Source organism: Litorimonas haliclonae, assembly GCF_965138505.1.
GTDB classification, from domain to species: domain Bacteria; phylum Pseudomonadota; class Alphaproteobacteria; order Caulobacterales; family Maricaulaceae; genus Litorimonas; species Litorimonas haliclonae.
Map to the genome: position 1 here is coordinate 364,526 of NZ_CBCSCO010000002.1, position 21,166 is coordinate 385,691.

General features: G+C 47.7%; 23 protein-coding genes. 11 read left to right on the forward strand and 12 right to left on the reverse strand.

Going from position 1 to position 21,166, the window contains the following annotated elements; translation table 11 throughout:
* Positions 1 to 203 precede the first annotated feature (203 nt).
* On the forward strand, positions 204 to 1,061 hold the full coding sequence (locus ACNA05_RS05900) for a TIR domain-containing protein (protein ID WP_415810484.1): 858 nt from the start codon (positions 204 to 206) through the stop codon (positions 1,059 to 1,061).
* A gap of 173 nt (positions 1,062 to 1,234) precedes the next feature.
* Here the strand turns inward: ACNA05_RS05900 and ACNA05_RS05905 are convergent, their stop codons facing one another.
* The 4 genes from ACNA05_RS05905 to ACNA05_RS05920 form a co-directional block, all read right to left on the reverse strand.
* The gene (locus ACNA05_RS05905) at positions 1,235 to 2,461 is read right to left on the reverse strand and encodes a relaxase/mobilization nuclease domain-containing protein (protein ID WP_415810485.1); all 1,227 of its coding nucleotides are present in this window, start codon (positions 2,459 to 2,461) and stop codon (positions 1,235 to 1,237) included.
* Positions 2,458 to 2,877 (reverse strand): plasmid mobilization protein, encoded by a 420-nt coding sequence (locus ACNA05_RS05910; RefSeq protein WP_415810486.1) that lies wholly within the window; start codon positions 2,875 to 2,877, stop codon positions 2,458 to 2,460. The genes ACNA05_RS05905 and ACNA05_RS05910 overlap by 4 nt, the downstream gene beginning before the upstream one ends.
* 384 nt (positions 2,878 to 3,261) lie before the next feature.
* A complete protein-coding gene (locus ACNA05_RS05915; RefSeq protein ID WP_415810487.1) occupies positions 3,262 to 3,684 on the reverse strand; it encodes a nuclear transport factor 2 family protein in 423 nt (140 codons plus the stop codon).
* 18 nt (positions 3,685 to 3,702) lie between these two features.
* Entirely contained in the window at positions 3,703 to 4,056 is a 354-nt protein-coding gene (locus tag ACNA05_RS05920) for a Rieske (2Fe-2S) protein (RefSeq protein WP_415810488.1), read from the reverse strand.
* Between the two features lie 166 nt (positions 4,057 to 4,222).
* Here ACNA05_RS05920 and ACNA05_RS05925 point away from each other — a divergent pair, with 166 nt between their 5' ends.
* The 6 genes from ACNA05_RS05925 to ACNA05_RS05950 are packed head-to-tail and all read left to right on the forward strand — an operon-like array spanning position 4,223 to position 9,441.
* Complete coding sequence (locus ACNA05_RS05925; RefSeq protein WP_415810490.1) at positions 4,223 to 5,008, forward strand: SDR family NAD(P)-dependent oxidoreductase; 786 nt, start codon at positions 4,223 to 4,225, stop codon at positions 5,006 to 5,008.
* Between the two features lie 13 nt (positions 5,009 to 5,021).
* Positions 5,022 to 6,341 (forward strand): aromatic ring-hydroxylating oxygenase subunit alpha, encoded by a 1,320-nt coding sequence (locus ACNA05_RS05930; protein WP_415810491.1) that lies wholly within the window; start codon positions 5,022 to 5,024, stop codon positions 6,339 to 6,341.
* A gap of 2 nt (positions 6,342 to 6,343) precedes the next feature.
* A complete protein-coding gene (locus ACNA05_RS05935; RefSeq protein WP_415810492.1) occupies positions 6,344 to 7,363 on the forward strand; it encodes a zinc-binding dehydrogenase in 1,020 nt (339 codons plus the stop codon).
* A gap of 2 nt (positions 7,364 to 7,365) precedes the next feature.
* Positions 7,366 to 8,133: an SDR family oxidoreductase gene (locus ACNA05_RS05940; RefSeq protein WP_415810493.1), complete on the forward strand. Its 768-nt coding sequence runs from the start codon at positions 7,366 to 7,368 to the stop codon at positions 8,131 to 8,133.
* Positions 8,134 to 8,149: 16 nt separating this feature from the next.
* A complete protein-coding gene (locus tag ACNA05_RS05945) occupies positions 8,150 to 8,923 on the forward strand; it encodes an SDR family NAD(P)-dependent oxidoreductase (RefSeq protein WP_415810494.1) in 774 nt (257 codons plus the stop codon).
* Positions 8,923 to 9,441, forward strand: coding sequence for a 5' nucleotidase, NT5C type (locus ACNA05_RS05950; RefSeq protein ID WP_415810495.1), 519 nt, complete (start codon positions 8,923 to 8,925; stop codon positions 9,439 to 9,441). Before ACNA05_RS05945 ends, ACNA05_RS05950 begins: the two co-directional genes overlap by 1 nt.
* Positions 9,442 to 9,449: 8 nt before the next feature.
* Here the strand turns inward: ACNA05_RS05950 and ACNA05_RS05955 are convergent, their stop codons facing one another.
* From ACNA05_RS05955 to ACNA05_RS05965, 3 genes are read right to left on the reverse strand one after another with little or no spacing between them, the layout of a single operon-like run.
* Positions 9,450 to 11,009, reverse strand: coding sequence for a long-chain-fatty-acid--CoA ligase (locus tag ACNA05_RS05955; protein ID WP_415810496.1), 1,560 nt, complete (start codon positions 11,007 to 11,009; stop codon positions 9,450 to 9,452).
* Positions 11,006 to 11,296 carry a hypothetical protein gene (locus tag ACNA05_RS05960; protein WP_415810497.1) on the reverse strand — a complete coding sequence of 97 codons (291 nt, stop codon included), beginning with the start codon at positions 11,294 to 11,296 and terminating at the stop codon, positions 11,006 to 11,008. The genes ACNA05_RS05955 and ACNA05_RS05960 overlap by 4 nt, the downstream gene beginning before the upstream one ends.
* A gap of 9 nt (positions 11,297 to 11,305) precedes the next feature.
* Positions 11,306 to 12,064 (reverse strand): SDR family NAD(P)-dependent oxidoreductase, encoded by a 759-nt coding sequence (locus ACNA05_RS05965; protein WP_415810498.1) that lies wholly within the window; start codon positions 12,062 to 12,064, stop codon positions 11,306 to 11,308.
* Positions 12,065 to 12,229: 165 nt separating this feature from the next.
* On the opposite strand from ACNA05_RS05965, the gene ACNA05_RS05970 reads away from it, so the two are divergent.
* The gene (locus ACNA05_RS05970; protein WP_415810499.1) at positions 12,230 to 13,624 is read left to right on the forward strand and encodes an aromatic ring-hydroxylating oxygenase subunit alpha; all 1,395 of its coding nucleotides are present in this window, start codon (positions 12,230 to 12,232) and stop codon (positions 13,622 to 13,624) included.
* Here ACNA05_RS05970 and ACNA05_RS05975 read toward each other — a convergent pair.
* Positions 13,608 to 14,624: an NADP-dependent oxidoreductase gene (locus ACNA05_RS05975; RefSeq protein ID WP_415810500.1), complete on the reverse strand. Its 1,017-nt coding sequence runs from the start codon at positions 14,622 to 14,624 to the stop codon at positions 13,608 to 13,610. The two genes, ACNA05_RS05970 and ACNA05_RS05975, sit on opposite strands and share 17 nt — an antisense overlap.
* Positions 14,625 to 14,743: 119 nt before the next feature.
* On the opposite strand from ACNA05_RS05975, the gene ACNA05_RS05980 reads away from it, so the two are divergent.
* The gene (locus tag ACNA05_RS05980; protein ID WP_415810501.1) at positions 14,744 to 15,190 is read left to right on the forward strand and encodes a Zn-ribbon domain-containing OB-fold protein; all 447 of its coding nucleotides are present in this window, start codon (positions 14,744 to 14,746) and stop codon (positions 15,188 to 15,190) included.
* The gene (locus ACNA05_RS05985) at positions 15,187 to 16,332 is read left to right on the forward strand and encodes a thiolase family protein (RefSeq protein ID WP_415810502.1); all 1,146 of its coding nucleotides are present in this window, start codon (positions 15,187 to 15,189) and stop codon (positions 16,330 to 16,332) included. The genes ACNA05_RS05980 and ACNA05_RS05985 overlap by 4 nt, the downstream gene beginning before the upstream one ends.
* Before the next feature lie 95 nt (positions 16,333 to 16,427).
* Here ACNA05_RS05985 and ACNA05_RS05990 read toward each other — a convergent pair whose 3' ends face one another.
* Together ACNA05_RS05990 and ACNA05_RS05995 are read right to left on the reverse strand one after the other, a co-directional pair.
* Complete coding sequence (locus tag ACNA05_RS05990; RefSeq protein WP_415810503.1) at positions 16,428 to 17,603, reverse strand: aromatic ring-hydroxylating oxygenase subunit alpha; 1,176 nt, start codon at positions 17,601 to 17,603, stop codon at positions 16,428 to 16,430.
* A gap of 1 nt (position 17,604) precedes the next feature.
* Entirely contained in the window at positions 17,605 to 18,627 is a 1,023-nt protein-coding gene (locus ACNA05_RS05995) for an NADP-dependent oxidoreductase (RefSeq protein ID WP_415810504.1), read from the reverse strand.
* 142 nt (positions 18,628 to 18,769) lie between these two features.
* Here ACNA05_RS05995 and ACNA05_RS06000 point away from each other — a divergent pair, with 142 nt between their 5' ends.
* Complete coding sequence (locus ACNA05_RS06000; protein WP_415810505.1) at positions 18,770 to 19,537, forward strand: SDR family NAD(P)-dependent oxidoreductase; 768 nt, start codon at positions 18,770 to 18,772, stop codon at positions 19,535 to 19,537.
* Between the two features lie 62 nt (positions 19,538 to 19,599).
* Here ACNA05_RS06000 and ACNA05_RS06005 read toward each other — a convergent pair whose 3' ends face one another.
* Positions 19,600 to 20,832, reverse strand: a complete 1,233-nt coding sequence (locus ACNA05_RS06005) for a cytochrome P450 (protein WP_415810506.1) — start codon at positions 20,830 to 20,832, stop codon at positions 19,600 to 19,602.
* Entirely contained in the window at positions 20,832 to 21,128 is a 297-nt protein-coding gene (locus ACNA05_RS06010; RefSeq protein ID WP_415810507.1) for a putative quinol monooxygenase, read from the reverse strand. Before ACNA05_RS06010 ends, ACNA05_RS06005 begins: the two co-directional genes overlap by 1 nt.
* Between the last annotated feature and the right edge of the window lie 38 nt (positions 21,129 to 21,166).

The following is a 21,166-nucleotide window of genomic DNA, read 5'->3' on the forward strand; positions in this document are numbered from 1 at the left end:
TTTAAGCGCATTTCAAGTAAAATTGGCATGGTTGAGGCTCGCGTTGTTGCAGCAGCACCAAAACCAAGCCAATTTTAAAATCTATTTGAACACCCCGTTCTCGCCAAAGGGCAAGAAAGACTTTCGAGTACTTGACATTGGAACAAGTAAAGAACATTTTTATTTGGGCTGCATATTTTCTGAATCAAAAATTTGAGATTAAAATGTCACTTTCAACAGCGCGATCAAATATTGCTCGAACACAAAAGTCTATTGCTGATTTGCGTGCGAAAGATGCCGCAGAGTCAAAAAAAGAAGCTGATTTAAACAGTAAAATTAACCGAGCTTCTGAATCCGCATCGCGGTCCAGTAGTAGTTCAATCATACAATCTAAATTTAAAGAAATTGAACGTTATCAAAAAGCCCTAGCGGCATGCGCTAAGAAACGTGCCGAGTACGCTAAGCAAATGGCATCCAAAACTAATGAGCTTAATAGAAATAATACATCTCTGGAGCGCGAGGAAAAAAGCCAGAGAGACAACCAGGCTAAGCAAGCTAAGAAAGTTCAAGATGATTTAGAAAGACGGCAGAAATCTTTTGAACGCGGGTTATCAAGACGATTAAGTATTGCCGCTCAGATTACAGAAACACCTATTTCAAACATAGAGGAAACGTTTGATGTTTTCATCAGCCATGCATCTGAAGATAAAGAATCGTTTGTAAAAGGGTTAGCTGACGCCCTTGCAGAAGCGGGAATCAAAGTTTGGTATGACGAATTTTCTCTAACTTGGGGTGATAGCCTCAGGAAAGAAATTGATAGAGGATTGTCTAACTCAAGGTTTGGAATTGTTGTTTTGTCAGAGAGTTTTTTCTCAAAGTCTTGGCCTCAAACAGAGTTGGACGGATTGGTGTCTTTGGAGATGTCAGGTGCATCGAGAATACTACCGATATGGCATAAAATCACTAAGGATGAACTGACTCAGCATAGCCCAACCTTAGCAGGTCGTTTAGCTTTGAATTCTTCAATACATTCAGTCGAAGAGATCGTGGAGAAATTAAAAAAATTATGCGGAAGCGACTAAATTTTTTAGATGTAAATACCTCAAGGTCTCAATCTGCTATATTTCCTTTAATTTACGAGTGTTATAAAAAACACAATGTTTTGTATTTGAACGATACATACGCGCCGTACAGCAAGCCTTGAAAAACATCTATATCGGAGTTTGTTAGCTAGAAACATTTTCTGTCGAAAAAATTACCGTTCTAGACCATTTCTTACGATTTTATTTAATCTTTTGATTTCTGCTCCTAAAGCCTTGTATGATTGATTTGGCGTTTTCAATTGCTTTGACATACGCTCAGTCAGTTCGCGTTTCTGTCTAAGGTGTTTAAAAATTAAGGTGTCGCGTTGCTTTTGATCGCGCAGAACACCCTGATATGCTTGAAATTCATTTTCACGTTTGGTTTTACTGTAAGCGCCAATGATACGGTCAAACAATCCTCTAAGTCCTTTATTGAACCGTTCTTGTCTTGTCTTACTTTCAGCAATCGAGCGTTTCTCTTGCATAAATTTTTGTTCAGAGCGTTGCTTTTTATGCATACGCGTGAGTTGCGATCGCATCCGCAAATAGGAGCTATCTAGTTTTTCGATCTTGTCTGATTGTTCGTTATAAAGTTTTTTGAGATTTGGGATTATCTCTGTCGCTAGTTGCGCTTGAGCCTGTTCAACGGACGGTAGCTCTTTTCTATCTCCAAGCTTTTGCTTTAGGTTTATGGTTTTGACGTTTGCATATCGGCTTAGGGAGTACACTTCCCCGTTCATATCGGTTGCCACATAGCCGCGACTATCTCCACGCGCCAGTCTATAGCCGTATCCATTAAGCGAATTCTCAAAGGCGGGCTTTGAATCAGACTGTTTCCAACATGATTGGAGAATAGCTTTAATCTCACGGGGGTCTTTGCCCTGTCTCTTGGCTTGTTGCCATTCTTCGAGCGTAAAGTTCTTAGGATCGCGCAAGTGCGGACTGAGAAAGCCTTTAGGCAGTTCCCATCCTTTTTCGAGAAAGATGTCCTTTGCCAAGGCGTTAAGTTTTCTTTTTGGAAATGAGAGCGCGATAGCTTTCATTTTTTCGGTGTCAACACGGCTCCAAACAACATGACAGTGGCGTCTATCTTCTTTCTCATGAAAGACGATGGCGCGAGGTTGTCCTGCAAGTCCAAGCGTTTCTTCGACGCGAGCAATAGTGATTTCAAAATCTTTCGTTTCCACATTCTCCTTTGCAGGAGGGTTGAGGCTTAGCGAGTAAAGGTATTTCTGGCACTTGGTACCGCGGGAGAAGGCTTCCGCTTCCTTAAAAGCACCATGTAGATCATCACAGGCAAAACCTGATACGTCATGCACTGTAACATGTTCATTTTCTGAGCTAAGGAGGTGCCGGGCTAGGTTTTGACCGTTGCCCCTAGAATGACCGATCATAATCATGTGTCATCCTCCTTGAGGCCAAGAGCCTTAATCAAGGTCAGGCGGATGTAAGCGATATTGTAAGCGGCTTCCAAGATTGCAGCTTCTGTAACTGCGGGAAGGGCAAGCGTACCTGTATTGATAGCTTTCGCGATTTGGTTGACATTGTTGGGAAGTTTCGATTTCCCTAGTGCGCCCAAGACTTTACAAAGCGCTTCGTAATCTTTCACTGGGCGTTTGCCACGAGTGCGGTGGCGTTCAGCAGTTTTACCCACGCAACGGGAGCGCACATAAGCACTTAGTGTCAAATCTCCTGCCTTACGTTCCAGTTCAGCACGTTCATTATCCGTGAAGCGCACACAGATTGGCTTTGGGTAAACCTTTTTGGGTTTTCTTGCAGATGCTGTTTTAAAGTCTTTTTGAGCTACACCCGTCATGGCTTTTGCTCAATTGGTTTGGTGATATCAGAATGCTTGAGTTGGGTGTTCCAGTCCTCTAAAGTCTCAAAAAGCGCGTTCGAAGTTTCCCCTTCGAGGTGCGCCATTTCTTTTCTATTCTGAGCAATGTGATGAATTGATTTGCGTAAGTTAATGCTCCGGGAGTCCTATAAAGGCCGCGCGCGATACACTCCGTCTAATGTCTCAAAGATAGAGCGGGACCACGCCAGTGATCCGAATTTCGCGTCTTGTTTCAGACAGAATATTTAAGAGCTCCACCTCCGCAGACAGCTCAGCGGACGTGTTCCTTATGAGGAGGCCTTGTGGAGCCGTTGATTTGTTGAGGAGACTTTCTGAGTTAAACACCAGAATGCCTCCTCAAAACTATTTAGGCTCTTCCCTGTGAATTTTTTTGAAGACGCGTTTTTTGAAAACCCATTTGCCGTCTATTTTTACGCATTCATCTTCATAGTAACCGCGATCTCTCGTTGTGCGCCCATCCGCATCGTCAAATACTTCCGAGGTGTAGCAGCGAACTTCAGCGGTATTACCGTTAACGACGATATGGCCTGGCGTTGAAACGAATATCACCCCGGGATACTGGGCCATTGCACCGACCCACATATCGACGATCGCTTTGCGGCCGATTACATCGGGAAATTCAGGGTAGTCGGGCAAACTCCAGCTGGAGTCTTCGGCCCAACAAGCGCTCCATTCCTCGGCATTGTTTCGGCAGACGGCATCAGAATAAACGTCCAATAATTCGCGAATGGCTAGTCTATCTTCAAAAGGTCCTGAAAAGCTCATCGTCTCTCTCCTATAAATTTAAAACCCTGACGCAGAGGCGATTTCTGCGACATAGGCTTCGTCGGGAATCTCCACTTCGACCCAACCGTCTTCAATCCTGGAGTTGAAGGTTTTTACCGGAGGGTATTGGCCACCGATATTCTCTCCGTTCTCAAGTTTGAACCGGGCGCCGTGGAGCGGGCACATTATCGTGCCGCGTCTTATTCTGCCGCCTTCCAATTCAGAATTTTGGTGGCTGCACATATTCATCAGGGCAAATACTTTTTCGTTGGAGTAGATCAGCAACACTGGCCAATCATTGAGCTTCATGCAGGCGGATTTACGATCTACTAGATCGTCAAACGCGACCGCTTTAATAAATGATTGGCCCATATCCCCTGACTGTTTTTAAGTTCTTGTAGAGTGTCTTTCGTCACATAATTGGGCGCGCCCCATATGTGTAGCTATTAGATTGATTAGCTCGTTCGGGCCGCGCGGTTCCGTATAGTAAATTAAAGGCGATGCCAGAAGCGCCTGAAATCAACGTAGATCATAGGGGATGCCAGTGAGCGGTCGCTTAGCAGGTAAAACAGCCATCATAATCGGAGCGTCTAACCCCGATAGTATGGGCGCGGTAACCGCAATGCGTTTTGCACAGGAAGGCGCAAATCTGATTCTTGCAGCGCGGCGTGAGGCAGACCTTAAAACTGTTGCGGAAAGTAACTCAGCGCTTGCGATGACCGCCGATGTCACTGATGAAGAGAGCTTGGCGGCCCTCGCGGATCGGGCAATTGCTGAATTCGGGAGCGTTGATATAGCGGTAAACTATGCCGGGACAGAGGTTAGCGGTCCGATTAGCGAAATCACGCCGGAGGATTTGCGACGGTCTTCAGATGTACATTTCATGGGGCCAATCCTGTTTTTTAAACAGATGGCAGAGCGCATGTCTTCTGGAGAAACGCCTGGCGGCTCTCTGATTACGGCCTCTAGCATGACGGCGATCCTGGCTCCGCCCGGTTACGCGGGTTACGCTGGTGCGAAAAGCGGCGCGGATCATGCCGTGAAGATCGCCGCCGTTGAATATGGTCCAAAAAACATCCGGGTGAATGCGATCGCGCCCGGCTTCACCAAAACGACAATGACGGAGCAAGCTTTTGAAATGGAGAGCCTCGCACAGGCTTTTCTGAACGAAACGCCGCTTGGCCGCGCCCCCACCACACAAGACATTGCGAACGCCGCCCTGTGGCTTGCTTCGGACGAGGCATTCGTCACGGGTCAAATCATTGACGTTACGGGGGGGCAAACACTGCGGCGCATACCAACGCCGCAAGAGATGGGATTTTAAAGAGAAAGACGTTATGAAGAATATAGATTCATTTCCCGGAGGATATCACCCGGACTACGATCCCCCTGTCCGCGGCGATAACATCACCGCAGAGCGATATTTTTCCAAAGAATGGATGCAAAAAGAATGGGATCACCTCTGGACCAAGATTTGGCATGTTGGAGGACATATCTCCGACGTTGAAGAGCCGGGCGATTGGGTTCGTCACAATATCATGAACGAGTCGGTGATTATGATCCGCCAAGAGGATGGTAGCATCAAAGCCTTTTATAATGCCTGTCAGCATCGCGGAAACCGACTGGTGTTTTCTGATATTGGAGGCGGAGAAACAATCACTTGCTCTTACCACGGTTGGAAGTGGGGCAAAGACGGCGTCCTGAAACAAGCACAAAATGCTGAAGATGTCGTCGGAGGCAATCCATGCGGGAAACTTAAACTCGTGGAACTTCAATGCGAAATCTGGGCCGGCTTTATATGGTATAATATGGACCCAGAGGCTAAGCCTCTTCTCGAATGGCTAGATCCCTTGCCGGAAATGTTGGCAGGATATCAGATGGAGACTCAAACCCGGACACTTTACCTGACGACTGAGGCCCCGTGTAACTGGAAAGTAATAAGAGATAACTTTAACGAATCCTATCATTTGCCGACTTTGCATCCTGAACTCGCGACATTTGTTGAGGATGACTATAAAAACACCCATTTCCAGAGCTATCAGAGCGGACACAATGTCATGGTCATGAAGGGTCATCAGCCCTCCACGAGGGAGATACCGCAGGAATTTTGTGAGCCTCCGCTGGATGTTGTTCTTGAATATTGGGGGCTGGACCCAAAAGACTTTGAGAAAAGACCTGCTGATGCGCGTATCGCAATTCAAAAAGCCAAGAGAGAGACAGGAGCTGAAAAAGGCTATACTTTTTTCGAAACGCTCAATGACGCTCAATTGACAGATTATTATCACTGTACTCTCTGGCCGAATTTTACTTTGACCCTAAGTGCCGACGGATTCCAGGTGCTGCGAAGCGAGCCCCACCCGACAGATCCTGAAAAATGTATTTTTGACCATTGGTTCTTCAATCCAGAAGTTGAAGGCCGCGATGTGGTTGAGACACCTTGTGGACCGAAGCCCTTTGAAGACGCCGAACATGAGACTATTGTCTATGGTGAAAAGTCATTGGGTTTTGTCGCGGATCAAGACTTATCTGTGGGCTCTAGTCAGCAGCAAGGATTACACTCCAGAGGCTATACAGGTGGCGTTCTTACTGGCCAGGAAAAACGAATTCAACGTTTTCATGAACTCCTAAATGATGCTGTCGGCGTTGGACCCACATAGCTATGGCCTTGAACGAAAATAAAATGGTTCGTCTGGTGAAGCGGCCGGACGGAGCGCCTGACTCGAGCTGTTTTGAAGTCATAAGCGGTTCGGTCCCAGAGCCGGGCGAGGGCGAATTCCTGCTCGAAAATTTGATTTTTTCCATGGATGCCGGTGTTCGAGGCTTCATGGACGAAGCTGCAACGTTTGAGGGGTATATGCCTCAAATTCCGCTAGGCGAAACCGTATTCGGCATGACCCTCGGAAAGGTTCTTAAATCCAATAACCCGTCCGTCAAAGTCGGTGATTATATGAGAGGAATGGCAAAGTGGGAGAATTACTCCATTTTGAATGATGCTATTGGACTCGAAAAAGTAGAACCAAAGCAAGGTGTACCGCTGCAACATTATATGGGAGCGCTAGGCCCTGTGGGACTTACTGCGTGGGTCGGAATGTGCAAAATCGGCGGGGTAAAAAAAGGCGACACTGTAGTGGTTAATGCTGCGGCGGGAGCGACGGGCGGATTAGCGGGGCAAATCGCCAAACTTCGCGGAGCGCGCGTTATTGGCTTGACGAGCACTAAAGCGAAAATCGAGCGCCTTTATGAACTAGGATATGATGAGGCAATTAATTACAAAACGGTCAATGACCTAGGCTCTGCAATTGCCGAAAAATGCCCTGACGGTGTGAATGTGTTTTTCGATAATGTCGGCGGCGAAATGCTTGAAAGCATTTTACCCGTAATGGCGGAAAATGGCTGCGTTGTATGTTGCGGTATGATTGCGGATTATAACAATAGTGACGCTCCTTATGGGGTTAAGAGCCTCTGGAATATTGTTCTGAAACGTTTAAAATTGCAGGGCTTTCTACTTTTTGATCATTTCGACGTCATACCTAAAGCTCAGTCGGAGTTGAACGACTGGGCCGCATCTGGAGAGCTAAAGATATTTGATAATATTTACGACGGCGTAGCAGAAATACCGACCGCCTTTATTGATCTCATGACCGGGAAGACTATGGGAAAAACCTTGGTGAAAGCGTAATTATGGCAGATTCAACAATCTTAATCACGGGCGGCGCGTCAGGTATCGGCGCGGCCATTGTGCGGACGGCATTTGCAGAGTTTGAGAACGTATTTTTCTCAGATATTCAGGACGATTTGGGAGAAAAGCTCGCAGTAGAAACAGGAGCCACATATTTAAATCAGGATGTTTCGAACGAAAAACGCTGGAAAGAGGTCATGGCGGAAATTGTTAGCGCAACCGGCCGTCTTGATGCCTTAATAAACAATGCCGGTATTTTCCTGGGCGGATGTATCGAAGATACAGAAATGGATCTTTGGATGAAGATGATCGCCGTAAACCAAACGGGGACTATGCTTGGATGCCGTGAAGCTATTTCCGTGATGAAAGAAAATCCCGGTGGCCCCAAAGGATCCATCGTAAATATGTCGTCGATTACAGGTTTTATCGGCCTGGCGAATGGCGCGGCTTACGGAGCAACCAAAGGTGCGGTTCGGTTACTATCCAAATCAATCGCGGTCCACTGCGCGAAAGAATATAAGGACATTCGGTGCAATTCAGTTCACCCCGGTGCGATTGATACCCCAATGAATCAAGCAGCCTTTGAGGCCTCAGGGGATGCCGCCGGCACAAGAGCATTCTTTGAAACATTACAACCAATTGGCCGTATGGGCACATCGGAAGAAATTGCCAATGGGGTTATGTTTCTAGCCTCTGATAAATCCAGTTTTGTGACTGGTACAGAATTGTTAATTGATGGCGGTTGGCTAGCGGCCTCCGGCCCTCTTTAGGGGCTTCTGAAATAATATGACCGGACGTCTCACGGGAAAAATAGCACTAATATCTGGCGGGGCGAGTGGTATCGGCGCCGCGACCGCTAGGTTATTCGTGGAAGAAGGCGCACGATTGGTCGTGGGTGATATTAATATCGAAAAAGGGCGGAGTGTGGTTAACAAGCTCGGGGACGCAGCGAGTTTTGTTGAGCTTGACGTAACCTCCCCAGATAGTTGGGAAGAGGCCGTAAAGGCAACCAAAAACACATTTGGCGGTATTACCACGTTGATAAACTCAGCCGGGGTCAGCATTCCGGGAAGTATCGAAGACATATCTTTAGACGACTTTAGAAAAACGATCTCCATCAACTTGGAGGGGACTTTTTTAGGCACGCAGGCGGGTGTTAGGGCGCTTAAAACTGTGAAGGGGGCCGCCATCGTGAATGTCGCCTCTACTTTAGGGCACCGCGGCGGCGCCTTCATTCCCGCCTATTGCGCCTCCAAGGGGGGCGTGCGGATGTTCACACGTTCCGTAGCTCTGCACTGCGCAGAGAATCAATATGATATTCGCGTCAACACGGTCTCCCCGGGGGCAATACATACAGAAATGGTTGAGGCTTATATTGACGCCGGGGTTAAAGCAGGCTCCACAGCCGAAGACGTTATAAAGGGTTTCGCGGACGGCCATCCCATGAAGCGGCTTGGTAGCCCGGACGAACCTGCCAATGCGATTGTTTTCTTGGCATCGGACGAAGCCAGTTATTCGACTGGAATTGATATTCCTGTAGACGGAGGTTACCTCGCCTAATGGCCCGAATTGCTTTTGATATGGACGATGTCATCACCGACACTTACGCCGCTCAGAGAAAATGGCTGGAAACGACCTATCCGGAGACGACCAAGTTCGCAGACGGACGGAAATTTGAAACTTTTCTATCAGATGTACAGCACAATCACTTTTGGGAGATGCTTGGCGAAGGAGAATTTTTCGGCGAGATCCAACCCATGGAGGGCGCTGTCGAAACACTCAGGGAGCTCAATCGCCGACATGAGCTTTTTATTGTCACAGCTGCCACATTATTCCCCAAGTCATGTATTCACAAATATAACTGGGTCCAGCGGCATCTACCGTTTTTCAATGCGGACAATATTGTTTTTTGTGCAAATAAAAGCGTCGTAAATGTTGATTATTTGATTGATGATCATGCGGAAAACTTTGTGGGCCTGGAAGGGCAGGGGCTGTTGTTTGACGCCGTTCACAATAGAGATTCCCCCTATCCTGATAGGATAGAAAGCTGGGCAGCTGTTAGGAATTATAAATTTTAAATTTTAAACTAATTAACGCCGCGATTCATTTCGCCCCAATGCGTCGCCCGCAATTCCCGCTTTAAAATCTTGCCGGAGGCATTGCGCGGTAGGGCTGTCAGAAACTCAACCCTTTTTGGGCATTTGAACTTAGCGATTTTGGATCGGCAATTTTCGATTATTTGCTCTGATGTTGTCGACGCATTATCCTTGAGGACAATGTAAGCCATGACAGCTTCGCCCCATTTTTCGTCCGGCACGCCGATAACGGCAACCTGCTGAACCAATGGGTCCTCAAGCAGGGCGATTTCGACCTCGGCCGAATAGATATTTTCGCCGCCGGAAACAATCATGTCTTTAATCCGGTCCTGTATATAGAGATAGCCTTCGTCGTCTAAGAAACCCGCATCGCCCGAGCGTAACCAGCCCCCTTCAAAGAAGGTTTGCTTCGTTGCTTCTTCATTCTTCCAATATCCGCTCATATTGCTTGCGGATCGGATCACGATTTCCCCGGTTTCACCAACCGCGCAGTCCTGCCCTTCGGGATCGGTAATTCGAAGCTCAACGCCATTTAGAGGTTTGCCGACAGACTTCATTTTCGGGTTTTCTGGAATAGTGTGGTCTTCGGGCGAAAGCGCGACGCAAGTCCCGCATGTTTCTGTCATCCCATATTTCTGAACGAATTCACATCCAAACACGTCTATACATGCTTTCATCAATTCCAACGGAATAGGCGATGCGCCATATTGGATATAATTGAGCTTGGAAAAATCAGTATCGTTTACGCGGGGGTCATCAAGAATGATTTGGAGTGCGGAAGGCACAATAAATTGTTTCGAGATATCGTATTTTACCATGATATCCAATTGTGCGCCGGCATCAAAAGTAGGCATTATCACCCCCGTTGCTCCGGCGTAAAGAATTGTCAGGCCGAAGCTGGTGCCGCCAATATGGAAACAGGGCATGGATACCAAGCCGACGTCGTTACTTGTCCAGCGGTTCCAAGCCGGGCTTTCAGGATCTAAATCACGGCGTCTGTTACTGAGCATGGCCGCATTGGACATCCTCACACCTTTTGGTCGTCCTGTCGTTCCGGAGGTATAAAGCTGCAGCACATCGTCTTGATCTAAGCGGTCTGTGTTCACTTCCTTGCTGGGGTATTGATCCCGCCACTCGTCATAAGAATCCAGCGCTATTATCGTCAAATCCGAATGGGCCTTCGCTATTCGATTGGCCTTCTCGATATATTCTGGACCCACAAACAAAATTCGTGTTTCAGAGTTCGATAAGATATAGGCAATTTCAGCTTCGGATAAGCGCCAGTTGATAGGGCATGTTACCCCTCCGGCTTTTGATGTACCTATCAATAGTTCATAATAAGCGACGGTGTTTTTACCGAGGTAACACACACGTTCATCGGGTTTCAGATCTAAGGCGAGCAAGCCATTCGCTAATTGATTAGTGTGGGCATTAAATGCCTCAAAACTTAGAGGGTGATCCTCGTAAATGTAGAGTGTTTTTTCAGGATTTATCTGGGCTTGAATCCGAGCTAAATCCCCTAGCGTCACCGCGCTTTCAACAGTCCTCATGGGAGCCAATCTTCCATAAATGTCAGGGTTTCTTTCAGAGTGCTTTTACCCATCTCTTTTTTCATCTCAGGATACTTTTTGTGAGCTTTTAGAAAAGCAATCCCTTCATCGGGAGAAACGCCAACATCCCAAACATTCGTGAGCTGCAATGGGTTGTCGCGGTTCAGCATGGAGACGACGAGCGTCCAGCCGGCTTCCTTCATAATCGGGATGTAATACTGGGATATCACGCGAGAGAGACGGTCACGCTCTCCCTCGCGAATATCGATTTCGGCTTTTATATACATTGAACGGGTTTAGAATTGGACCCGTTTCGTATAGCCACCATCAATGATAATATTGGTGCCTGTCGTATAGCTGGATGCAGAACTTGCCAGGAAGACCACAGTCTTTGCGATTTCGTCCGGCGACCCAAAACGCCCCAAAGCCATAATTTCAGCCTGGCTGTCATAGAATTCTGGTTTCGCTTCTTTCACTTTTGACCAGTTTCCGCCGGGATAAGAAATGGGCCCTGGTGAAACCATATTCACGCGAATGCCCTTTGGTCCCAAGGATTGGGACAATTGCTTACCGTAAGTGATAAGGGCCGCTTTCAGAGCGTTGAAAGCCTGAGGTCGAATAAAGGTCTCAACTGCCGCCGTTGAGGACATGAAAATGACGGAGCCTTCTCCTGATTTTTCTAGGAAAGGGGTGAGCGTTTCGATGGAGGTGACAGCGCCTTTAATATCAAGGTTGTAAGTCATATCCCAATCACCGGACCCCCCGGCACCTGAGGATGACATGTTGTGAACAAAAATATCACAGCCGCCCAGCTCGTCGGCTGCTTTAGTGAGCCAAGCGCTGTAGGCGTCCATGTCGCTAACTTCGAAAGCTTCCGCGAACACTTTTCCGCCGTGGACTTTCAACTCATTCTCAGCGGCTTTAACTTGTTCCTCATTCCGAGAGAAAAAAGCGACATCTGCTCCTTCCTTGGCGAAATGCTCCAACGCGGCGCGACCGAGACCTCGGCTGCCACCGGTTAAGATTACCTTCTTGCCTTTTAAGCCCAAATCCATGTCGCTCTCCTGAAATTTATTCTCTATAAATTGAAAGACATTATATGCCATTTATAAGGGTTTAGGAAAACCTATCTATAAAGGTGGGCTTGGTTCAGCGTGAATTTGGAATATGTTTAAGTACGTTGAAAAGAAATATTACAGTTTGATCTGAGACCGGATAAAATGGATAAAAGTAAGCTAAGTACGCGGCCGGACCTTACCTATGAGGATATCATTTCGGCAGATAAATCTGGCGCGCCGGAATTTTTGCGGCATGCGGCGAAGATAGAGGCGGAACTAGAGCCTGTTTCAGTCGAGCGTTACTGGTCCCGTGATTATTTCGAGAAAGAAAACAAGTATCTTTGGACGCGCACGTGGCAGATGGCATGTATGCTCCAAGACATTCCCAAAGTTGGCGATTGTTTCCTTTATGAAATTTCGGATAAATCTCTAATCATCACTCAAACTGAAAATGGCGTGAAAGCGTTTTTTAATTCCTGTCTCCATCGCGGGCGCAAATTAATTACGGGCCATTGCAATAAAACAAAATTTGTCTGTCCGTTTCACGCAATCGCATGGAGCAATACTGGCGAATTGGTAAATAACCCAATTGCTTGGGATATGCCGCAATGGAACTCAGAGAACTCACAACTGCCGCAAGCAAAAGTTGCTGTTTGGGGCGGGTTTGTTTTTATTAATATGGATCAAGACGCGCCGGAATTTGAAGACTGGGCGGCGCCAATGATTGCTCATTTCGAGCCTTATGATTGGGATAATCGCTATTGCGAGTTCTGGTTTGAAAAACATGTTCGTGCAAATTGGAAGACCACGGCTGAACCCTTTATGGAAAGCCACCATTCTCAAACGACGCACCCGCAACTATTGCCTTCGATCGCAGATATTAATTCCCAGTATGACTCGTTAAATAATTATATTTCTAGACATATTTCTGCCGGAGCCACCGCGTCTCCCTCGCTAGATCCGCCCTTGACTGATGTAGAGCAACTCGCGCTTATGCAGAAACGCGGAGACTCGCGCACGGACGGAGTGGACATTGATGCTTTGCCTGCTGATTTTCGTACGCGAAGCTTATTGGCAGACAATACGAGAGCGCGCTTATCGGCTGAAACAGGCTATGATCATAGCGGGGCCAAGGACGCAGAAGTCCTAGATTACCTCCTTTACGGTATTTTTCCGAACATGGCGTTCTGGGCGGGGTATGGACCGAAACTGGTATATAGATGGCGTCCCGAACCCGGAAATCCCGAAGGCTCTATAATGGACGTGATGTGGATGGTGCCTCTTCCGAAAGGTGCTGAGAGACCTCCGCGAACTCAAAAAACTGTGTTGGGTTATGATGACCGTTTCTCGGACCAAGAGCCTGGGTCTTCGTCTTTAAAGATGGTTTTTGACCAAGATTTCGGAAATATTCCACATGTCCAAACAGGCATGAAATCTTCAGCGGACGGCGTCGTTCATTTCAGTGATTATACAGAGGCAAGAATCCGGTATATGCACCAGATGATTGATAAGTTTATCGCCACTGGAGAGCGCGGCGAAGCTATTCCAAAGCCTTAATTTTGAGGAGCTGTTTCCCCAAGTTTTTGCCGGAAAACAGTCTCATAAAGGTCGACGGTATATTGTCGAAGCCTTCTTGGATGTCCTCGAAATACCGAAATTTGTCTTCGGCAATCCATGATTTTATCTGGGCGCGGGCTTCGGGAAAGCGCTCTTTATAGTCCGGAGATAAGATGCCGCGCATATTGGCGCGCTTATGGACAAGTTGAAAATAATTTTTCGGACCAGGCGGCGGGTTGTCCGTCTCATAACGCGATATAGCTCCGCATATCACAACCCGTGCTCCGACAGCCATGTTCGCAAGAGCCGCGTCCAGGAAAGGACCGCCGACATTATCGAAAATAACATCAAATCCGTTTGGGGCGTGTCGTTTCATTGCTGTTTTTAGCTCTTCGGATTTATAGTCAATCGCGCCGTCTAGTTTTAAGCCGTTGATGAGATGCTCACACTTTTGAGGGCCGCCAGCGACTCCCACCACTTTACAACCGGAAATCTTTGCCATTTGCCCAACCATGGATCCTACAGCTCCGGCGGCGCCTGAAATCAAGACATTATCGCCAGACTTTGGCTTTCCAGCGTCGAAAAAGCCAAAGTAAGCTGCCATTCCGGTTGAGCCTAATGGGCCAAGATGAAGCCTGGTGAAACCATCATCAGGGAGAATGGTGAGGTCCCGACTGTCCATCACCGAATGGGTCTGCCATCCCAGATAGCCATGGACTGTCATTCCAGTCTTAAAGCTAGAGCTACAACTCTCTATCACGCGTCCTATTCCGCGGCCCCGCATGACCTGCCCCTTTTCAGTCTTGGCGGCATAAGCCAGACGATTTTCCATTTGTCCTTTTAAGGAGGGGGTGAATTCCAGATATTCGACTTCTACCATAACCTGACCATCTGTGAGATCTGGGAGAGGAGCAGATACCATTTTAAAATCCGACTTCGCCACTTTCCGGCCGGCAGGATTTCCATCTATCAGCCATTGTTTATTTTCCGCGTTGGTCATGGAATCTCTCTATCGGCTCAACTTATTCTATACCCAACCTCAACCATAAAATGGGTACTGAAATACACTGACCTTTTGGGGGGGAGATACAGCCGCGGATAAATGGTAATTCTGGCCGCATGACAGATATCATCCCTCCCAATTCTAGCTCTGGAAAACACATATCGCCTGACCTCTTTACGGATCAACCAAGCTTGATTGGATCACGTTGCAGCAATTGCGGAGAAATATATTTTCCTATCCGGTCGAGCTGTAGCCAATGTTCTAGCGAGAATTTAGAGCGCAAAAATCTCGGCAAACAGGGCGTTTTATGGTCTTGGACCATACAACATTACATGCCCAAACCGCCCTATAACTCCGGGGAGACCAAGGACACTTTTACCCCATACGGAATTGGTTTGGTTGAAATGCCCAGCGGCGTTAAAGTAAAGGCTCGCCTCAATGTGAATCAGTCGAAGGCACTCAATATTGGTGACACCTATGTTTTGGCGCTTAAACCTTTCCGTACCGATGAGAACGGTAACCCAATTCTTACATTTGTTTTCGAGCGGGAGATTAGTTCATGAGCCGCGTCGCAATTGTAGGGATGGGGCTCCACCCATTCGGTAAGTTTCCTGAAAAATCAGCTCTGGACATGGGCGTAGAGGCTACCCGCCTTGCATTGAAAGATGCGGGACTGGACTGGCGGGATATTAATATCGGGTTTGGAGGTTCTCGCGATGGGGGCTACGCTATGGCGGCAGTTAACGAACTCGGGTTAACGGGACTGCCATTTGTCAATCTTTACACCGGCTGCGCAACGGGAGGTAGTTCTTTATTCGCTGCTGCAAATGCGGTGCGCGCTGGAACTGCAAAATATGCCTTAGCGCTTGGGTTTGACAAACATGAACGCGGAGCCTTCTCCCCCAACGCAAGGAATAACGGAGTTCCTTCTTGGTTTTCCGAAACGGGCTTGATGGTGACCACGCAATTTTTCGCGCTGAAAATCCAAAGGTACATGCATGAGCACGGCATTAGCAAACAGACTTTGGCCCAAGTTGCCGAAAAAGCGTTCTATAATGGTTCGTTGAACTCGAATGCCTGGCGGAGGGATCCGGTCTCAGCAGATTATATTGCACAATCAACTATGGTCAGTGATCCGCTTACCAAATTTATGTTTTGTAGTCCGTCTCAGGGCGGCGCCGCAATCATTCTGACGAGTGAAGAAGAAGCGAAGCGAATGGGGGCGAAACCCGTGTTTCTAGACGCAATGGAAATGCGAACACGGCAATATGGTAGTTTCGAAGTTTACGAAACATCTCTCGCCAAAAACCTAGGCCCTGCAGTCACGACTGACGCTGCCAAAGCCGCGTTCGAAGCGGCCTCAATTGGTCCGGATGAGATTGATGTTCTTCAATTGCAGGATACAGAAACAGGCGCCGAGATAATGCATATGGCGGAAAACGGATTCTGCGATCATGGGGAGCAAGAAAAGCTTATCCGGGACGGGGCTACCGCAATAGGTGGCTCCATGCCGGTCAACACGGACGGCGGATGTCTAGCGAACGGAGAGCCGATCGGGGCGTCTGGTCTCAGGCAGGTTTACGAAATATGTTTGCAATTGAGAGGCGCGGCAGGAAAGCGGCAAGTGCCCAACTCGCCGAAAACCGGATACACACACGTCTATGGCGCACCCGGTATAAGCGCGGTGAATATTCTTTCAATTTAACTTGAGCACGTTAGAGCACGGCAAAAAAATTAGGCGCTTTCTAATCGGGAAAACGCCTAGTTTTTTGTAACAAATTATAATTTGCTACCTTCGCATTAAATTGTTGGCATAGGACCTTTGCGGTCATTCATGTAGTAAGCAAGACACTCATGAAAAAACTGGTTCCCGCGTTCGTTTTTGCCCAAGATAATAGATTCGTGAGCTCCGGACTCCAATCCTTTTTGAATTTGGTCGCCGGTCGCATAATCTTCATCACGAACAACATTGTGAAGAAAGTCCATCATCCCTTCTAGCGCCGCTTTATCTTCATCATCCTTAGGTGGGTCTGGTCGGAAGAATGTCAAAACGGTGCGGTTTTTGTCCGGCGTTTCGCCGGGGAAGAGCTGAGCCACCTGGGTTATTTCGGGCGCCAGGAAAACAGATACATTAGGGAAAAGAATTCGAACGAAGTCATACCCTGTGTTTTCCATCTCACCCCATTTCTCCTTAGGTGCAGCGTCGAATTTTTCTTTTATGTCCGTCTGAGCAAAACCTATGCGCATATGCGGGCCAAAAGATTCGTAATGTGTCAGGTTTGAAAGCGTACGCGGGTGAATGGTCTCCGGATGAAGCTGCGCAAAATGATACCCCTCAAGATATCCGTCAAACGCAATTTTCCAGTTTGCTCCGGTCAATTCCCGTTGACCAAGATAAGCCCAGTCTTTGAAATTCGCGTTTTCGAGATCATCCAGCATTCCGTCCAAGAAATTGTCCAGATTCATCTCTTTGCCCGGCGTGAGGATTACAAATATAAGACCGCCTTTTTCTTCACACGGAAGCTCACGTAATCCCAAAGTAGACTTGTCGACATCGCCAAAGGTATTTCCCTCTGCAACTCCCATCAAGCGTCCGTCTGCGCTATACGTCCATCCGTGATACTTACAGGCGAAACGTTTCTTGATACCGCACCCATTCTCTGCAACCGCGGCCGCGCGGTGGGAGCATACGTTCAAAAATGCCCGAACGACACCATCTTTTCCGCGGGTCATGAGGACCGGAAGGCCCGCAGCGTCCATGGCTTTATAAGAATGGGGTTCTCTAAGTTCCGCAGTCGTAGCGAGAGCCAAAGGCAACTCTTTAAATATTTTCGAAACTTCTGCTTCCCAGATGTCCTGATCTAAATAGGCAGAGGAGGGAATGGTGACAATTTTATCTGTCTGGTATGTTGTTTTATTTTCGGCGTAATCATAGATGATTTCTGCCGTTTTCTGTAGTCCTGTATCTTTGGTCATTCTATTCCCCGCTAATGTCTAAAATGAGTTTTCCTTTATTGCCCCCGCTGAACAAAAGCATAAATGCGTCGAAAGTGTTCTCGATGCCATGCTCGACGTGCTCATCAAATTTTATTTTATTGTCGGCTATCCAGCCTGCCATTACAGCTGCGCCTTCGGCAAATTTAGGCACGTAATCGCGGATAAGGAAACCTTTCATCGATGCCTGCTTAACAATAATTTGCCAGATATTCCGCGCGCCTCTCGGATCTGAATTATATTCGGAAATAAGCCCGCAAAGCACCACTCTGGCGTGTTCATTCAGAGCCATAATACCGGCATCCAATATTTCGCCGCCAACATTTTCAAATATCACGTCCACGCCGTCAGGCGCAGCGTCTTTGATAGCTTTCTCTAACTGTTCAGGTGATTTTTCTCTGTAATCAATCGCCGCGTCAAAGCCATAGTACTCCACTAGGCGTTTACACTTTTCTGGTCCACCGGCAATTCCGACGGCTCTGCAGTCTTTCAACTTAGCAATTTGTCCCACGGCCGATCCTACGGCACCGGCGGCGCCGGAGACCAAGACAGTGTTCCCAGCCTTGGGCTGTCCAGCATCCAACAAACCAAAATAAGCCGTCATTCCTACGGCCCCTAAAATCGATAGATAATTTGTCGGTGAAGCAACAATGCTGGTGTCGATTGGGGATGTAAATCCGCCTTCTTGGACTAAGGAATATTCTTCAATACCATTGAGACCCAAGACCCATTGGCCTTCCTGAAAATTCGGGTTTTTGCTCTCTTCAACGCGTCCGACCGTGGTCGCGCGAATGCTGGCTCCGATTTCGATAGGAGGCATATAAGAAGGCTGATCATCCATCCAACCACGTTGAGCGGGGTCGAGAGAGATGAAGTGATTTCGAACAAGAAATTCGCCGGAAGAGATCTTTGGTATAGGCTCTTTCACCAATTCAAAATCCCCCTCCGTTGGGGAGCCGTCGGGCCGTCGTTTCAGGATGAATTTGCGATTCATTTTAGTGGTCATAAATATCCCGATTAAAAAAAGCGGTGTTGTTCAATAATCATATGAAAACTAGGGTTTAAATCCTTATGGCTTCAACTCACTTTTTTGGGGGGTATTTTGCTGTTTTACTTGAAGTAAGGTTTCGTCGATTAAGGAGAGTTTTATGTCTGGACGTATTGACGGAAAAGTGGCGCTGGTAACCGGAGGAGCGTCCTGCCCTGGCCTGGGGTATTCGATTGCCGAACGTTTTGCACGGGAAGGGGCAACCGTCTACATATCGGATATTGATGAAAAAGGGGCAAAAGAGGCTTCGGAGAAGCTAAACGAAGCGGGTGGCACTACCTATGCCTTAAATCATGATGTGACATCTGAAGCTGATTGGGACAAAGTCTTCAACACAATTTCCAAACAGTCCGGACAGCTTGATATTCTTGTGAACAATGCGGGCGTCGCGCTCTTGGGGCCTATCGAGGCGCAAACCACCCCTAATTTCAATAAGCAAATGGATATCAATTCTAACAGCGTTTATTACGGTATGCAGCGCGCCGTGGAAGCCATGCGAAAAAGCGGAGCCGGCGGATCTATCGTCAATATTTCATCGGTATGCGGACAAATTGGCGTGCCTGGCTGCTTAGCCTATGCGGCAGCAAAGGGGGCGGTCAAAATGATGACCAAGGTGGTAGCGCTAGAAACAGCACGGCAGAATATTCGGGTAAACAGTGTTCACCCCGGTTTTATTGCGACTAATATTCAAGCTGACGCTGTTCGCGACAACCCCGATTTTTACGATGAAATTGCCGCCTCAATTCCCAATGGCCGGTATGGAGAGCCGGAAGACGTGGCGAACCTCGTCTTATTCCTAGCGTCTGATGAAGCGAGCTATATTACGGGGTCAGAACTCACAATAGACGGCGGAATGACGGCTCAATAAGGCAGAGTTGATCCCGGCAACCCAACCATTCTAGAAGTGAAGGCGGGCTTCTGCCCGCAACCTTATTTCGCAATAATAGGAAGTGATTTCAGCCCGCGTAACATGATGTTAGGCGAGTAGATTAGCTCCGATTTTGGTATAGCCAGTTCCAGAGTTTCAAAGGATTGAGACAAGTGTTCTAGAGCAACCATTATCTCCTTTCGGGCCAACATGTTGCCTAGGCAGGTGTGAATTCCCCGTCCGAACGCAAAATGGGCCTTCGCGTTTGGTCGCTCAATATCGAACTTGTCGGGGTTTTCGAAAATTTCAGGGTCGCGACTGGCGGCCGCGAAACGAACCATGACTTTAGCCCCGGCGGGAACAACGTGCCCATTCAACACAGTGTCTTGCGTGACAATTCGCCAGATGCCGGCCACAGGGCTTGCCAGCCGCAAGATCTCTTCTGTTGCATTTTTGATGAGCTCGGGCTGCTCGCGTAGCAGCTTCCACTGGTCAGGGTTCTCAATGAACAGCTTTATTCCTTCTGCCATCGTATTTGTACTGGTCTCGTTTCCTGCGACTGTAAGCTGCTGAATGACGGAGAGAATTTCTGCGTCTGACAGAGGCTCGTCTCCTTCGCTTGCCGCGCTGACCAAATCGCCGAGGAGATCGTCATAAGAACGGCTGCGACGTTCATCGATTTTCGTTTTCATGGCGTGTTGGAAATCAACTACGATCTCGGCGCATTCAACTGAGCGTTCTTCGTCAATCATTCCGCCCAAACGATCAGTGAACGCTTCGGTCCATTTCCGGACTTTTTCCGCTTCCGACGATGTAAAACCAAGCTGATTGGCAATCATCGTCACAGGGAGGGGGACGGCGTAATCGCGGATGAAATCCCAAAGACTGCCCAAAGGTTGTTTTCTTAAAAGGTTTAGAGAGATGTCGCGGATCGTATCTTCGATCGCGTTGACCCGAGGCGCTGAAAAAGCAAGGCCAACCAGTCGTCGGTAACGCGAGTGACTGGGGGGATCCGACATTAAAAGAACCTGAAGTTGCGGCCATCCTTTATCAAGAATCGACTTTACCTTCGGGCTGTCAGCGTGGGTTCCTGCGAGCAAGACAGAGATATCGCTAGAATAGATTTCAGGCTGTCTGCAAATATCATTCACATATTCGCTACCGGTGACGAGCCAAGTGTCCATACCCGGAAGGTATAAAACCGGATCACTTGAGAGTGCTTTCTGGTAGAAACCGAATGGATCTGCCCCGAATTCAGGAGCAAAGATATTCGTTTCGTTCAGGGCGGCGGACATTAAAAGTCCCGCACATAGTCTCCGTCATAAATTTTGAGGGAGTGAGATTTTAAATGTGACATATATTTTTCATTGAAAGCCTGCACCCAAGGTTGTTTTAGGTGAACATTCAGGGCGTCTTCATCTGACCAGATCTCGGTAACGCTGATCAGACCCGCCTCTTCATCTTGAACAGTCAGGGAGTAATATTCACAACCGTCCTCTTTCACTACGTCATTGATTAGAGATTGCACGTCTTCTGCATAACTGCCCATCGCTTCTTTCGCCATGGTCATTTGGCCGATAATCATAAACATAAGGGTCTCCCGGTTTTCTTCAGCTTAGTGAAGAGAGA